Below are 15,136 nucleotides of genomic sequence, written 5' to 3' on the forward strand. Positions count from 1 at the left end.
CCGGCTGCTCGTCTCTCGGCCCGGCAGCTCATCTCCCGGCCCGGCTGCGCATCTTTGATCCGGCTGCTCGTCTCTCGATCCGGCTGCTCGTCTCTCGATCCGCTGCTCGTCTCTCGATTCGGCTGCTCGTCTCTTGATCCGGCTGCTCGGCTCTTGATCCGGCAGCTCGGCTCTTGATCCGGCTCAGCTCCGCCGCGCGGGCTCACCCGCCTCGGCGAAGGCGCGGGCGTAGCGGGTGCCGACCAGCAGTAGCAGCACGCCGACGACCAGGAAGGCGGCGGCCCGGAGCAGACCGTCGAGGGTGGCCAGGTCGAACAGGAACAGCTTGGCCAATGCCGCGGCGGTGACCAGCAGTCCACCCGCCAGCGCCACCTTCGCCGACTGCGGGGCGCGGGACAGCCTGCGCAATCCGAAGAACAGCGCCGCGGTGGCGGCGGCCATCCACACCACGGTGGCGATACCGTGGCCCGCGCGGAAGCCGTCCTGGCGATCGATGACCACGCCGAGCGAAACCGTCAGTGCGGTAACGGCATACAGGCCCGCCATACCGCCGACGACCGCGACGGCCGTGGCATCGCTGTCCCGGGCGACCAGACCCAGTCGGCGGGCGCACCGGAACGCGGCGGCCAGGGCGGCGAGCGCCGCCACCGCCGACAGCGCGGTCGAAATACCCAGGCGCTCTTGCGCATACCACTGATCGGACAGCGTGGCCGGACCGGCGGTATCCACGAAGGCCACCATGCCGATCGCGCCGAAGGCAGCGCCGATCCCCGCGGCGACCCGCGATCGCCGCTGCCCGCCCGCGCCCAGGAAGGCGACGGCGACCAGGAACAGCGCGACGGGCAGGGTCTGCGTATCGGTGACCCCGAAGCAGCTCTCGAGCACCGCGAAGGCCCCGGCCACGGCGGCGACCAGCGCCAGGTGGCCCGGAATCCGCACCCGCTCACCGAGTTTCGGCAGCCACCGCAGCGCGGCGAGCGCGAGCAGGACCGCGGCGAATACGGCGGAGATGAGTACGGCGGTGCGCCGCTCGAACATCGCGGGCGCGGCCAGTAGCGGCAGGGTCGCCGCCGCGAAGGTCAGGCTCGCGGTGATATCGGTGGACCGCTGCCGCACCACGAGCACCGTGCCCACCGATCCGACCACGGCGATCGCGATGGCAGCCGCCAGTACCTCGTATCGATGCCCGCGCGCGGCGTCACCCAGTCCGGCCGCGGCCACCGCGACGAGCGTCGCGAACACCGCCGGAAGCGTCCGCGCGATATGCAGGTACGGCCAATCTCGGCCCAATTGCACCGGCACAGCGGCGATCTGCAACACGATGAGAAAGGCCAGCAGTGCGACCTCGGTGGTCACCATCGGTGCGAGCAGCGCCACCCCCAGCACCACCGTGACCGCCAGCGCCTGCGACCGCCACCGCATGGCCAGGCCCACCCCGCCCGCCGCGATCCCCAGCGCGATCACATATCCCACCACGGGATTCAGCCACCCGTATTCGGTCGTCACGGCAATGACGTCCAGGTATCCCCCGGCGATACCCGTGGCCGCCAGCGCGACCGCCCCGACCCGGCCTCCCGCCTTACCGTGCACCCGGGCTCCGATGGCCAGCAGCGCACCCGAGAAGACCGCTCCCGCAACAACTCTCGGCACCGGGCCGAAGAATCCGGCCTGCGCCGCCAATACCAGCAGCATCACCACCCCGATCAGCGTCACCCCCACCCCGGCCACCGCCAGCACCCGGCTGACCACGCCCTCGCGCTGCCACCACGGTGCCCGCCGCTCGCGCACCGGCACTCCCCTCCGCTGCTGCTGCGCGAGCGGCGGCATCGCCCGATACCCACCCTGCGGACCCCCCATCCATCCCGCACGCCCGGCCCCCGCCTGCGCGTATCCACCCGTCATCTGGTCATACCCCGTCGGCCCCGCCTGCGCGTAACCCGGCCCCACCTGCGCGTAATTCGCAGTCGCCTGCGCGTAACTCGGGGTCGCCTGGGCGTAGTTCGGCACCGCCTGCGCGTAACCCGGGGTCGCCTGCGCGTAATTCGGAGTCGCCTGGGGATCTCCGGGTACCGGCCGGGGACCTCCGCTCGCCGACTGCGGAACTCCCGGCACGGGCTGCGGGGCTCCGGGCACGGGCCGGGGAACCCCGGATACGGGCTGGACCACCCCGGGAATGGCTCCGGGTACCGCTTCGGCGGGACCGGATAGCTCCGGTCCGGGGCGCGGGGCCCGGGCGGACATGGGAACGCCCGCTGCCGGTGCGGCTGCGGGCGGATCGGTGATCAGTTGGGTACGCAGGACCTCGAGGTCGCGGCCGAGGGTTCCCATGTGCTCACTGAGGGAGGTGAACTCGGTCGACAACCGTGCGATCAAGCGGGGATCGATGGCTGTATTCATGCCGGTAATGCTCTCGACCAGCGCGTTCCGCCGGATGAGTAGAAACACTCGCGCGCGGCCGGGATCCTACTCGACTTCCGCCGGGTGAATCGCCAGGCGGTCGAACGGTCGCGGGTCAGGCGGATCGCAGCGCGGTTTCCCGGGCGATGGTGGCGCGGATTTCGGCGGTGATCCGGGTGGGGTCCTCGAGCATCGGGACATGACCCAGGCCCGGGAGCGGACGCACCGTGAGCACGGGGGTGGAGGTCAGCTCGGGATACAGCCGGGGCGGCAGCACCCGATCGAATTCGGGCAGCAGTACCGTGGCGGGAACGGTCAGGTCCGGCAGACCGGTGAAACCCGTCGGCAGGGCCGGATCCTCGGCCAGATCATCGAGGATGGTGCAGTGCGCCGGGGCGGCGGCCATGGCCCGGGCCAGCTGGGGCGCGACGGTGCCGGGGTGATGGGCCAGCAGCGGCAGCAGCAGACTGCGGATCATGCCGGGCAGTACCGGCGGGGTGTCCGAGCCGAAGCCGATGAGCGGGCTCATCCCGCGGAATTTGCGGACCAGCGCCTGCGCCGAGGACGGGCCGCTCCACAGGCCGGCCGGGGAGATGGCGGTGACGGTGCGGGCGCGTCCCCGGGCGGCGAGCTCCAGCGCGATCCAGCCGCCCAGCGAATTGCCGACGATATGCGCTGTGGGCCAACCGGTTTCATCCAGTAGCGCTTCGGCCCAATCGGCCAGCCCTGCGACCGTGGCCGGATGGTCCGCGGCGGGACCGCCGTGGTGGCCCGGGAGGGTGGGGGCCAGCACATCGTGGTCGGCGCGCAGATCGCCGAGGACCGGAGTCCAGGACTGCCAGGTGAGCAGTACCCCGTGCAGGAGCAGCAGCGGTGCGCCGCGACCGGTCCGGAGTAGTGGTTCGGGGGTCGAATCCGCTCCGGTGCCTGCCGCCATGGGCGAGACGATACCGGCCGGAACGCTTGCCGCCGAACCGTATTCGCGATCGGTGACCATCCCCACTCGAACCGATGGCCGACCCACGGCTAGGCCCCGTTGAGGAACTTCTTCCACTGGGCGCCGAAGGGGTGTTTGGCGCTGACCGAGCCGAAGCGCACCTTGCCGTGAACCACCACGTGCAGCGGGCCGATGGGCGGACCGGTGCGCACCTTGGTCTCGGCGCTGCCGCCGATCAGCTCCAGACCGTTCAGGTCGACCGTCGCGTCCGGCGGCAGGATCAGCTCGAGCGAGCTGAGGTAATCGTCCACGAGGATCTCCACCACCTGCGTGGACATGATGGCCTGGGTGAAGTCGAGTCGCACGCTGCCGAGGAAGGAGTCGACCAGAATGGTCTGCGGCACATGCCAGTTGCCGTGCCGTTTGACACCGGAGAGGCGGCTGCGGATCACATTGCCGGGCGGCACCTGATGCGCCGTGCGCGGTGCGTATTGCGGTCGCGCGGTGTACCCGTACTGCGGGCGCGGCGCGTACTGGAATTGCGGCGTCTTGGGCGCGGGCTGCCCGGCGAGCCGGATGCCCGGCAGATCGACCAGCACCGCATTGAGTTCACCGCGGGTTTTGGCGGCGAGCGCGGTGTCCATGCGCTCGGTGAATTCCCCCAGTGACAGCATGCCGAGCCCAACCGCGCGCTGCAGCAGCCGTCCGACGTGTTCGCGTTCTATATCCGATACCCGCAGGTCGCGCTCGCCCACCACGGCGGCCTCGACACTGCTGACCGATTCTGGACCTCCCATGTATTCGAGGCTACGAGCCGGTGGGCGGCCGCGCATCAGGGCAATCCCTGATCCACATCCCTATTCGCCGTCCAGGCCCTGTTCGATGGCGTACCGGGTGAGCTCCACGCGATTGCCGAGTTGCAGTTTGCGCAGGGTGGATTGCACATGGTTCTCGACGGTGCGATGGCTCAGGCTCAGCCGGGTGGCGATCTGTTTGGCGGAGAGCCCTTTCGCCACCATGCGCAGCACCTCGGTCTCGCGTTCGGTGAGGGCGGGCCGGTGTGGTTCATCGCGATCGGGCGGGGTATTGGCGATGCGCCGGTACTCCCCGAGCACCAATCCGGCCAGGCCCGGGGTGAATACGGCCTGTCCGGCGGCGGTGGCGCGCACGGCCGCCACCAGTTCGGCGGCGGAGGCGCTCTTCACCAGGTAGCCGATGGCCCCGGCCTTGATGGCGTCGAGGACGTCATCGCGTTCGGCGGAGGCGGAGAGCACCAGCACGCGCGTACGCGGCGAGGCGCGCAGCACCTCGGCGGTGGCGTCGGCGCCATTGCCGTCCGGGAGTTGCATATCCATCAGCACGACATCGGGTTGGACGGCGGCGGCGCGGCGAGCGGCGGCGGCGACGCCGTCGGCGGTGGCGAGCACGTCGAAGCCCGCCTCGGCGAGATCGCGGGCCACGCCCTCGCGCCAGATGGGATGGTCGTCGACGACCATGATCGAAATTCGTTCGTCCCCGGCGTCTTCGGACACATCGCCTCCCGATTCGGATTTCCCGCTGTGATCGGCTCCCATTATCGGCTCTGCCTGGGCACCCGGAATTCCCATTCGGCGCCCGAACCCTCCTCGCCGTCGGCTTCGAAGAGCAGTTGCGCGGTGCCGTTCAAGGCGGCGATACGGCCGATGATGGAGCGGGAAACACCCATGCGGCCTTGGCCTTCGGCTTCGACGAGCCGCCCGGCGCGAATACCCGGACCGTCGTCACGCACGCTGACGATAAGTTCGTCGCCGGTATCCTCCAGCAGCACATAGGCTTTCGCAGACGGGCCGGCGTGCTGGGCGACATTGGCCAGGGCGGCGGCGACCGCCGCGGAGATCTCCCGGGCCTCGAATCGGCCGATCGGCACGGGTTCGCCCGGGGTGGAGACGAGTACCGAGGGGGTGGCCTGCGCGGTGAGCAGGGGTCGCAAATCCTGTTCAGCGCCACCGGTATCCGCGCGGCCGCCCTGTTCGGAGAGCAGCACCCGCAGGGCCACCTCCTGCTCGCCCGCCCGCTGCGCCAATTCCGCTGTCGGCCCGCCGATCTCGGTCCCGCGTCGTTTGATATAGCTGAGCACCTGGAGTACGCCGTCGTGCACTTCGCGCGCGAGTCGTTCGCGTTCCTGCGCGGCGGCGGTGAGTCGCACGGCGCGTTGCAATTGCGCCTGTGCGCGGCGAGCGGTGTTGGAGGCCAAGCCGATCGCGAGTCCGACCGAGACCAGCACGGGCGCGGTAGCGTCGCGCCACAGGTCCAGTTCCCATTGGGCGCGCGTGGTGACCACCGCGGCGGCGATCAGGAATCCCGAGCAGATGCCGCCGAACGGACCCCACATGATCGCCGCGGACATGACGGCATTGGCGGCCCACAGCGTGGTGGGCAGCGTCTGATGTCCGTGATACCAGTCGTAGTCCGCGACCAACCGGGTGGCGAAGATGAGCGCGATGACGACCAGATGGTCGCCGATCACGACCGCCGTGCGTACCTCACGCACCTTATGAATTCGCCACTGTGACAAAAGGATCGCCGAGACGCCCGACCACACCGCCATGAGTGCGATGAGCACCCAGCTCAATCGCTGATTGGTGTAGTGCGGCGCCGAGGCGAACTGCTGTCCGATGGCGTACAGCAGGGTGACGAGCCGAAAAGCCTGCGCGGCCCGCCACAGCGGCGCGGTCGCGGCGTCGCGGTCGTCCGGTTCAGTCCGCGGAGTCACCGGCGGCGCTCGCGGGAGGCTCGTCCGTGCGGGTGGCCGAACCGTTATCCGGGCCGGCCGTCGCCGTGCCGGATTCGCTTACGGGAGCGGCTAATTCGAAGCGCCCCAGCTCCAATGAATCGGGTTCGGCGCTGAACATCGGCCGGTGCGGATCGCCGGTGTGCAGCTCCTGATAGAGCTCATCGGGCGAGTCCGCGAGCAGTGAGCGAATGGCGGTGTTCAGCACCGCCACGAACGGTACCGCGAGCAGACCGCCCGCGATACCGGCCAGCACCACACCCGCCGCGATGGCGAGCACGACCGCCAGCGGATGAATGCGCACCGCGCGCCCCATCAGAAGTGGTTGCAGCACATGCCCTTCCAGCTGCATGACCGCCACGGTGATGCCCAGCACGATGAGCGCGGTGACCGCGCCCTTGGTCATGAGCGCGATGAACACCGCCACCGAGCCCGCGATGAAGGAGCCGATGATCGGGATGAACGCGCCGATGAAGACCAGCGAGGCCAGCGGAAGGGCCAGCGGCACACTGAGAATCGCGAGTCCGGAGCCGATGCCGATGGCATCCACGGCAGCCACCAGGACGGTGGCGCGCACGAATCCGGTGAGGCTGCCGAAGCCGAGTCGTCCGGCGGTGCGCACGCGTTCGCGCTGCCGGGTGGGGACGATGCGGGTGACGAAGGTCCAGATCTGATCGCCGCCGTAGACGAAGAAAATGAGGATGAACAGCGTCAGGAAGGTGCCGGTGAAGAATTCGCCGATGACGGTCGCGGTGGTCAGCGCGCCATTGGTGAGCGTGTCCTGATTGGATTCGATGGTCTTGACGATGGTGTCGCCCGCATTGCGAATCTGCTCATTGGACATATGCGGCGGCCCGTTGATCAGCCAGTCCTGCACCTGGTGCACGGAGGTCTTGAATTCGTCGGACAGCTGCGGCACACCGGTGACGAACTGTTCGACGACGAAGGTCATGATTCCGGCGAGCAGTCCGAGCGATCCGACCAGTGCGACGAAGACGCCGAGCGAGCGCGGCACCCCGAGCCGCTGCATCCAATCCACCAGCGGTGACAGCAGCGCCGCCCCGAGCAATGCGATGGACAGCGGAATCGTCACGGTCGAGAGTCGATGCGCCATCCACGCGACGGCGTAGATCGCGGCGAGGATGATCAGCAGCCGCCAACACCATTCGGCGCTCTCCCGAACCAGCGGATGCACCGCGTCGGCAGCGGGCCGCCGCACCTTGCCCGGTCTGCCGGATTGGCCTGACTCCGCCTGCACGTCACTCACGTCCGCGAGCCTACTGGGAAATCGCGGCATTTTGCCGTGCCGCGCGCCCGAGTGAGTGAACGGTTCCCGGGCACGCGGCAGGATCGGGAGAGGCCGGGGGAGCTAGATTGGTGATCGTGTCAGCGCCCTTGGAAGCGGTCAAACAGACCATGCGAACTCGCTGGCCGCTGTACCTCGCATCGATGCTCGCGGCCAACGCGTTCGGTGCTGTCCTGGTGTGGGCGTTCATCCAATACGGCCTGCCCGTTCCGGAAGACGGCTCGAGTGCGACACGCCAGGCCGGCCTGCTGCTTCCGGGGCTCGTATTCATTGTCGGTGGCCTACTGAGCTTGACCGCGTCGGCGCTGATGCTGCGGCCGGTGATGCGCTGGCAGATGCGGGGCGGGCCGCCGAGCCGGCAGGAGCAGATGGCGGCGCTGCACGCACCGCTGCGGCAGGCGATCGTGCATCTGGTGCTGTGGCTGGTGGGCGGCGCGGTGCTGGCATCGGTGATCATCGTGCGCACCCCGCAGTTGGCTGCGGCGGTGATCGTGACCGAATGTATGGCCGCCACCATTGTTTTCGGCTTCACCTACATGCTCGGCGAGCGCATTCTGCGCCCGGTCGCGGCGGAGGCGCTGACGGTCGGCACGTTCGATCACACCCTGACCGCGGGTGTCGGCACCCGGATGGCCATGACCTGGGGGATGGGCACCTTCGCCCCGGTGATCGCGATCGCGCTGCTGTGCGTCACGCAGATTTCCTCGCGCGTTCAGTTTTCCGCGCAGTCGCTGGCGGTCTCGATTCTGCTGTTGTGCGGTGTGGTGATCATGCAGGCGCTGGCGCTTTCCATGCTCACCGCGGCGAGTATTTCCGATCCGATTCGCCAGCTCAGCCAGGCCATTGATCGCGTACAGGAAGGTGCGCGCGATGTGCAGGTGGAGGTATTCGACGGTTCGGAAATCGGGCTGCTTCAGGTTGGCTTCAACCGAATGATGGGCGAGGCGGCGAAACGTCGCGAACTACAGGAATTGTTCGGTCGCCATGTCGGTGAGGATGTGGCACGGCGGGCCCTGGAGTACGGCACCGAACTCGGTGGTGAAACGCGATTTGTCGCGGTGTTGTTCGTGGATATGGTCGGTTCCACCGCGACCGCCGCGGAGCGCCCGCCGACCGAAGTGGTCAGCCTGCTCAATGAGTTCTTCCGGATCGTGGTGGATGTGATCGACCGGCACCACGGATTGATCAATAAATTCATGGGTGATGCCGCGCTCGCCATCTTCGGCGCCCCGCTGGATCGCCCGGACGCGCCGACCGCGGCCCTGGCAGCCGCCCGTGAGCTGCGCGAAGCCCTGCGCGAGGTGCCGGGTCTGGATATCGGTATGGGTGTTTCGGCGGGTCTGGCGGTGGCCGGGAATATCGGTGGCGCGAATCGTTTCGAGTACACCGTGATCGGCGACCCCGTCAATGAGGCTTCCCGCCTCACCGAACTCGCCAAGGATCGCCCGGAACGGGTGCTGACCTCCAGTAGCGCACTGTATTTCGCGGATGCGAACGAACAGCGGCTATGGGAAACGGGAGAAGAAGTTCAGCTCCGCGGCCGCCGCCGGAAAACACGTCTGGCCTGGCCGAAACAAACCATCGACGTAACGGATGCAGACGAGGCCACCGCCGGTTCGTTAGGGTGAGCTGGTGACGGCCCATGGTGAGCTGGCCGGCGAACCTGCGCCGCCCGCGGAGAACTCGCACCGCGGCAGGTTCTGGTGGGCCAAATGGGTACTCGGCGCCGCGCTGCTCGGTTTGTTGATTTCCGAAGGCGTTTATCTCTATCCGCGCCTGCACGAATCCTGGAAGAACCTCACCGAAATCCATTGGGGCTGGGTGGTGGCCTGCGTGTTCATGCAGGCGTTCTCCATGAGTGGATTCGGCCGCATTCAGAAGCAGCTGTTGCACGCGGGCGGCGTCGAGGTGAGTCAGCGCAAATCGGTGACGGTGGTCTACGGGGCCACCGGTATGGCCCTGACCCTGCCCGCCGGACAGGTGTTCTCCACCGCCTTCACCTATAGGCAGACCCGCCGCTTGGGTGCGAGTCCGCTGGTGGCGTCCTGGCAACTGGTGATGTCCGGGGTGGTGGCGACCGCCGGATTGACGCTGCTGGGCGTGTTCGGCGCGGTGCTGGGCGGGGATCGGATCGGCCCTGTCAAGGTGATCCTGTCCCTGGGCGCGGTGGCCGCGCTGGTGTGGGCGTTCAACTACGTATCCCGGCATCCGGGCACGGTCGAGTCGGCGCTGTATCGAATTCTGCATCTGTTCAACAGGATTCGTCATAGACCGGTGGACGCCGGCGCCGAGAAGGTCGGCGAGATCCTGAATCAGCTGGAGTCGGTGGACCTCGGTACCCGGGACGGCGCGGTGGTCGCCGGCTGGGCGCTGGTGCATCGGCTCGCGGATGTGGCCTGCCTCGGCGCGGCCTGTTACGCGGTGGGCGCCGATCCCCGGCTGGCCGGGCTCATGCTGGCCTTCGCGGCCGGAAAAGCGGTGGGCACCATTCCCTTCGCGCCCGGCGGCATCGTCTACGTCGATGCCACGCTCATCTATTCACTGACCGCGGCCGCGGGTCTGCCCGCCGCGCAGGCGGTGGCGGCGGCCTTCCTGTACCGCCTGGTCAGTTTCATTCTGGTGGCGATCATCGGCTGGATCGTCTTCCTGTTCCTGTTCCGCAAGCCGCAGGCCGACGATGCCGAGTACGAGAAGGAGTTCACCCAGCGCGGTGGCACCCCTTTGATCGCCGATCGCCGTCGCCCGAATCCGCCGCCCGCCGAGTCCTGACGGCCCGGGCGTGTCCCCGCGTCGGCGCGCCGCGACCGCCCGATAGCCTGTGGCCCGTGAAGAGATCGGTGCCTTTCCTCGTCGATGCCGTGCTGGTGATCGTGTTCTGCGCGATCGGCCGACGCAGTCATGACGAGGCGGTGCTGGCCGGCATGCTGCGTACGGTGTGGCCGTTCGGCGTCGGCCTGCTGCTGGGCTGGGTGATCGCCGCCGCCGTCGCCGCACGGCGCGCGGGCGGGGATGCCGCACGGCGCGCGGGCGGGGATGCCGCACAGCGCTTCGACGCGCGCGCGGTATGGCCGACCGGTGTGATCGTCTGGCTGAGCACGCTGATCGGCGGCATGCTGCTGCGCGTGGTGAGCGGGCAGGGCACCGCGCTCAGCTTCATCATCGTGGCCGCGACCGCGCTGGCCGTGTTCCTGCTGGGCTGGCGCGCCGCCGCGAAAGCCCTGCCCTAGATATGGATCCCGGCCGTGAGCACGCCGGGATGACGGGGCGGCCGGATCAGTCCGGGGTCGCGAGCGATTGCAACAGTCGCGCGGCCATCCGGGCGGTGGCGTCCGGGCTGTCCACATCGTCGATGTGAATGGCGAAGGCGAGATCACCCATGGTGGCGATGATCCAGCCGTTGTTGCCCGCGGTGGCCGCGTACGCCTGCACACCCTGATACCTATTGAGGCTGGCCGCTTCCGGGGCCGCCGCACCCTCGCGCAGCATGGTGCGCAGGCGATCGGTGACATCGCCGGGCAGGGCGGGCAGATCGGCCTCGGCCCCGGCGGGCACCCCGACGGTGATCATCGGTTTGGGTACCTGGCCATTGGCGATGGCCGCGGCGGCGATGGCCATCCCCCACGGACTCGCCAGCAGCGAGTCGGCGGCGTTTCCGCGCCCGACGGTTTCGGCGGCGTTCTTGCCCGACGGTAGCCGACCGGTGGTCTCGTCCAGACCGGGCACCTTGAAGTCGAGGCCGATTCCGAGCCGGCTCGCCGCCTCGGCCGCATCGCCGACCGAAACATCCTGCGGCGCTTTCTTCTTGGTGAGCGCGGCCATGTTCTTGAAGAGTTCGATCATGCCGCCGACCGGGTACAGCCCGGTGAAGGCGACCGAGCCGTGTTCACTGGCCTGACTGTTCTGCGCGACCGCGACCACCGCTCCGCTGGAGGGCTGGATGGCCACGATGGAGGCGGGCGTGCCGACGCTCACCACGGCATCCTCGGCGGCGCGCTGCAGCCGCTGATCCATGGTGCCCGGAATATCCGGCCCCGGCGGCCCCTGTTCACCGGCGAGCTGGGTGACGAAGGTGCCGTCGGGTTCGAAGAGCTGCACACCCCACCCGGCGCGCTGATCATTGTTGTCCTGCCACACCTTGCGCATGGCGTCCAGCAGCGGCGACCACACGCGGCGGTCCGCGGTGATGAGCCGGGGCTGCTTCTCCAGCACCACACCGGGAATGGCGGCCATGCGCGGTTCCAGGATTTCGAAGTCGCCGTCGCGCAGATTGACCGCGACGATGGGTTTGCCCTGGGAGGCCGACAGTTGTTGCAGCAGTACCGGTCCGGTGATGAGCGGGGCGACCGGTTCGATGGCGGCGGCCAGCGCGTTGCTGGAGCCGACCAGATCGCCGGTCTTGGTGGGATCGAGTTTGACCACATTGATGGTCTGTTCGGTCATGAGCGGCGCGCCGACGATATCGTTCACCCGCGGGGACGGCGTGGCGTAGGTGCGGACGAGTTTGACGCTGCGTTTGCTGTCCAGCTGCGGGATGACCAGGGCCGGATCCCATGAGATGCGCCAGCCCACACTGAGTTTGCGGACGGTGCCCTGCAGATCGTATTTCCAGTCGCGCTTGTCGCCGAAGTTCCAGGCCGCGGTCATGCTGAAGAGTCCGGTATTGCCGTCGAGACCGATGAACTGGGTCACCCGGTAGTCGGCTTTGCCCGGGTTGAGGCCGCTGAAAACTTGCTTCAGCGTTGCGGAGGCACCGTTCGGGTAGGACGTGAGCCGGGCCGCGCCGTCATAGTCCTGTTGGTCGAGCAGGCTGGTGAATCGCTCGACCACCGCCTCCGCACCCGTCGATCGCTCCCGGAAAGCACACGACCCCATCGCGATCGCGACGGCCAGCACCACCGCGAGCACGATCGCGCCACGAATCCGGAAGCGGCGGGATCCCCACACATCCATATCGCCCACTCTTCACTCTTGCCACATCAGCAACAGGACCACGGTACCGCGTTCACAACACCCGCGGTGCCACCATTTCCACCAGGCGTACACGTATTGAGCACCACCATAGTGCCGATTTCGGTCAGCAGGGACCACTTACATGATCACCGGTCGGTTACGGCCCCCGGCGTATTCACGCCGCCACGGACTACTCCGTGACCCCGTTGCGCAACCGCGCTGGGCAGGATCCCGAGCCCCGTTCTCCGAGAGCGGAATCCAATCCGCCGGAATGAACGTAACGTTGTAATCAGTATTACAACTCCAGACAGCAAGTGAGAGTGACCGCTATGAAGTACGGACACCGCGGCCGTGAATTCGGCCGCCCCGGCGGCTGGCAACAGGCCGATCTGCCCGATGCCGCAGACGCTTCCGACTGGTTCGCCGGAAGGTTGCCAGCAGACTGGTTCACCGGTCCCGCAACCCTCGAGATCGATCGCGACGAAATCGTCGTGGTCGGCGAACTACCCCTGCCCGCCCCCGAATCCGCCGAATCCGCCGACGCCGAAACTCCGGCCGACGCGCCCTCGGAGGTACCCAAGGCCACCCGCGAGGGCCTGGTCTCACGCTTCCGGGAATCCACCCGCGGCGCCCGCATGCAGATCGCACAGGAGGCGCAGGCCCGCTACGGCCGCAGCGTCGCCTGGGGCGTGCGGGTCGGCGACGAGCGAATCCTGTTCACCCACCTGGCGGTTCCGGTCATGACCCGGCTGCGCCAGCCCGAGCGCAAGGTGCTGGACACCCTCATCGACGCGGGCGTGGCGCGGTCGCGGTCGGATGCGCTGGCCTGGACCGTCAAGCTCGCGGGCAAGCACGCCGAGGAATGGCTCGAAGAACTCCGCGACGCCATGCGCAAGGTCGACGACCTGCGCTCGGAGGGCCCGCGCGGGCTCTGAGCCGGTACGGCCCGGGTAAGGCAATAGGATCGGACCCATGGCTGACACCGTGGGTCCGATCCTGGTCTTGAACGGTCCTAACCTGAACATGCTCGGTATTCGGCAGCCCGAGGTGTACGGCTCGGACACCCTCGACGACATCGTCGAACTCTGCAACAAGACGGCGGCGCGGTTCGGCCGCGAGGTCAATACCTTCCAGTCGAATTCCGAAGGAGCGCTGATCGACCGGATTCACGCCGCCCGGCGTGTCGAGTCCGGCATCGTCATCAATCCCGGCGGGCTCACGCACACCTCGGTCGCCCTGCGCGATGCCCTGGTCATCCCGGAGGTGCCGATCGTGGAGGTGCACATCAGCAATGTGCATGCGCGCGAGGAGTTCCGGCATCACTCGTACGTCTCCCCCATCGCCACCGCCGTCATCGCGGGCATGGGCATCCAGGGTTACGCCGCGGCGATCGAATTCCTCGCGACCCGCTGACACCGGATCGGATCGGCTTCGGGTTTCGCAGTACTTCGAGGTGCCGGTCGAGGTGATCTTCTCGACCACGCCCTTCCCTCGAATAGGCTCCGAATCGGCCTGATCAGGCGCGTCCGCGCAGCACTTGATAGACCGGCACGGCCTCACCCTTCGCATCGGTGGCGTCGATCGCGTTGCGCCACAACGCCTGTGCGGTTCTGGGCCGTTCCCTCACCGCGACGGCGTGATCGGTCACCGCACCGCTACGGCGTGATCAGGTTCGCGCCGATTCGCTCCAGCAGTGCGGCGGCATCGGCCATGCAGCGCGCGGGATCGGGTTCGAGTTCGGTGAGTGCGTAGACGGCCGCGAATCCGTTGTCGCGCAACTCCTGCGGGGTGAGTCGCAGTCGGCCCGACACGGCCACCACCGGAATCCCGGCGCGCCGAGCCGCATCGGCGACGCCCATCGGGGCTTTACCGTGCAGACTCTGCGCGTCGAGGGAGCCTTCGCCGGTGACCACGAGATCGGCCCCGGCGATCTCGGCCGGAAAGTCCACCAGGTCGAGCACCACATCGATACCGGGGCGCGGGACCGCGCCCAGCACCGCCATCGCCCCGAATCCGGTACCGCCCGCCGCACCGGCGCCGGGCCGGTCGGCCCAGTCGCGGCCGAGAAGAATCGACCAATTCGACAGTGCGGCTTCGAGAATCGCGACCTGTTCGGGCGTCGCGCCCTTCTGCGGACCGTAGACCGCGGCCGCGCCGTTCGGACCCAGCAGCGGATTGTCCACATCGCTGGCGAGGGTGATGCGGGCATCGGCCAGCGCCGGATGCAGGCCACTTCGATCCACTCGGCCATCGTGCCCCAGAAGTGTTCCATCGCAGGGCAATTCGGTGCCGAATGCATCCCGGATGCGCAGTCCGAGCGCGGCCAGCATGCCCGCGCCGCCATCGGTGGAGGCGCTGCCGCCCAGGCCGAGCACGATATCGCGGATGCCGTGATCGAGTGCATGGGCGATGACCACACCGAGGCCGTAGGTGGTCGCGCCCAGCGGATCCGGTTGTCCGCCGGGCAGTTTCGCGAGGCCGACCACGGCGGCCAGCTCGATCACCGCGGTTCCGGCCCGCCTGGCGTAGGCGGTGGACACCGGTTCACCGGTCGGTCCGGGAGCGCGCAGCGATACCCGTTCCCACCCCGCCGCCAGGAACGCGTCGACCGTGCCGTCCCCGCCGTCGGCGATCGGCAGCTGCCGCACCCGCGTCCCGGGCGCGGCGCGTTCGATGCCCGCGGCGAGCGCGGCGGCCACCTGCGCGGCCGTCAGCGAGCCTTTGAATTTGTCCGGGGCGAGGATCACCCGGCGCGGTCCGGCGTGCGTCACCCACA

At 68.4% G+C, this 15,136-nt stretch carries 14 protein-coding genes; 5 read left to right on the forward strand and 9 right to left on the reverse strand.

Annotated elements, in window-relative coordinates; all coding sequences use genetic code 11:
- Nucleotides 1-183: 183 nt before the first annotated feature.
- The 6 genes from NA10_RS24625 to NA10_RS24650 all read right to left on the reverse strand — a co-directional run bounded on the left by NA10_RS24625 (nt 184) and on the right by NA10_RS24650 (nt 7,362).
- On the reverse strand, nt 184-2,397 hold the full coding sequence (locus tag NA10_RS24625) for a DUF2339 domain-containing protein (RefSeq protein WP_281180239.1): 2,214 nt from the start codon (nt 2,395-2,397) through the stop codon (nt 184-186).
- Nucleotides 2,398-2,512: 115 nt separating this feature from the next.
- A complete protein-coding gene (locus tag NA10_RS24630) occupies nt 2,513-3,394 on the reverse strand; it encodes an alpha/beta fold hydrolase (protein WP_084515207.1) in 882 nt (293 codons plus the stop codon).
- Nucleotides 3,395-3,423: 29 nt separating this feature from the next.
- Nucleotides 3,424-4,131 carry a DUF1707 SHOCT-like domain-containing protein gene (locus tag NA10_RS24635; protein ID WP_067571960.1) on the reverse strand — a complete coding sequence of 236 codons (708 nt, stop codon included), beginning with the start codon at nt 4,129-4,131 and terminating at the stop codon, nt 3,424-3,426.
- Nucleotides 4,132-4,191: 60 nt separating this feature from the next.
- Entirely contained in the window at nt 4,192-4,830 is a 639-nt protein-coding gene (locus tag NA10_RS24640) for a response regulator (RefSeq protein ID WP_245677842.1), read from the reverse strand.
- Nucleotides 4,831-4,907: 77 nt separating this feature from the next.
- Nucleotides 4,908-6,086 carry a MacS family sensor histidine kinase gene (gene macS / locus NA10_RS24645; RefSeq protein WP_084515208.1) on the reverse strand — a complete coding sequence of 393 codons (1,179 nt, stop codon included), beginning with the start codon at nt 6,084-6,086 and terminating at the stop codon, nt 4,908-4,910.
- On the reverse strand, nt 6,070-7,362 hold the full coding sequence (locus tag NA10_RS24650) for an AI-2E family transporter (protein ID WP_373862414.1): 1,293 nt from the start codon (nt 7,360-7,362) through the stop codon (nt 6,070-6,072). The genes macS and NA10_RS24650 overlap by 17 nt, the downstream gene beginning before the upstream one ends.
- 158 nt (nt 7,363-7,520) lie before the next feature.
- Between NA10_RS24650 and NA10_RS24655 the strand changes: the two genes are divergently transcribed.
- The 3 genes from NA10_RS24655 to NA10_RS24665 are packed head-to-tail and all read left to right on the forward strand — an operon-like array spanning nt 7,521 to nt 10,637.
- Nucleotides 7,521-9,038 (forward strand): adenylate/guanylate cyclase domain-containing protein, encoded by a 1,518-nt coding sequence (locus NA10_RS24655; protein WP_067572036.1) that lies wholly within the window; start codon nt 7,521-7,523, stop codon nt 9,036-9,038.
- Nucleotides 9,039-9,042: 4 nt separating this feature from the next.
- Nucleotides 9,043-10,179, forward strand: coding sequence for a lysylphosphatidylglycerol synthase transmembrane domain-containing protein (locus NA10_RS24660; RefSeq protein ID WP_067571963.1), 1,137 nt, complete (start codon nt 9,043-9,045; stop codon nt 10,177-10,179).
- 56 nt (nt 10,180-10,235) lie between these two features.
- On the forward strand, nt 10,236-10,637 hold the full coding sequence (locus tag NA10_RS24665) for a DUF3054 domain-containing protein (protein WP_067571965.1): 402 nt from the start codon (nt 10,236-10,238) through the stop codon (nt 10,635-10,637).
- Between the two features lie 46 nt (nt 10,638-10,683).
- On the opposite strand, the gene NA10_RS24670 is transcribed toward NA10_RS24665, so the two are convergent.
- Nucleotides 10,684-12,360, reverse strand: a complete 1,677-nt coding sequence (locus NA10_RS24670; protein WP_067572040.1) for an NTF2-like N-terminal transpeptidase domain-containing protein — start codon at nt 12,358-12,360, stop codon at nt 10,684-10,686.
- Nucleotides 12,361-12,689: 329 nt separating this feature from the next.
- On the opposite strand from NA10_RS24670, the gene abmR reads away from it, so the two are divergent.
- Nucleotides 12,690-13,295 (forward strand): ATP-binding transcription factor AbmR, encoded by a 606-nt coding sequence (abmR, locus tag NA10_RS24675; protein ID WP_067571967.1) that lies wholly within the window; start codon nt 12,690-12,692, stop codon nt 13,293-13,295.
- A 37-nt stretch (nt 13,296-13,332) separates the two neighbouring features.
- Complete coding sequence (aroQ, locus tag NA10_RS24680; protein WP_067571970.1) at nt 13,333-13,773, forward strand: type II 3-dehydroquinate dehydratase; 441 nt, start codon at nt 13,333-13,335, stop codon at nt 13,771-13,773.
- A gap of 103 nt (nt 13,774-13,876) precedes the next feature.
- On the opposite strand, the gene NA10_RS39245 is transcribed toward aroQ, so the two are convergent.
- Both NA10_RS39245 and NA10_RS24685 read right to left on the reverse strand, forming a co-directional pair.
- Nucleotides 13,877-14,008, reverse strand: a complete 132-nt coding sequence (locus tag NA10_RS39245; RefSeq protein ID WP_281180242.1) for a hypothetical protein — start codon at nt 14,006-14,008, stop codon at nt 13,877-13,879.
- A 7-nt stretch (nt 14,009-14,015) separates the two neighbouring features.
- Nucleotides 14,016-15,131, reverse strand: coding sequence for a glycerate kinase (locus NA10_RS24685; protein ID WP_067572041.1), 1,116 nt, complete (start codon nt 15,129-15,131; stop codon nt 14,016-14,018).
- Between the last annotated feature and the right edge of the window lie 5 nt (nt 15,132-15,136).

The organism is Nocardia acidivorans NBRC 108247 (genome assembly GCF_001625085.1).
GTDB lineage: Bacteria > Actinomycetota > Actinomycetes > Mycobacteriales > Mycobacteriaceae > Nocardia > Nocardia acidivorans.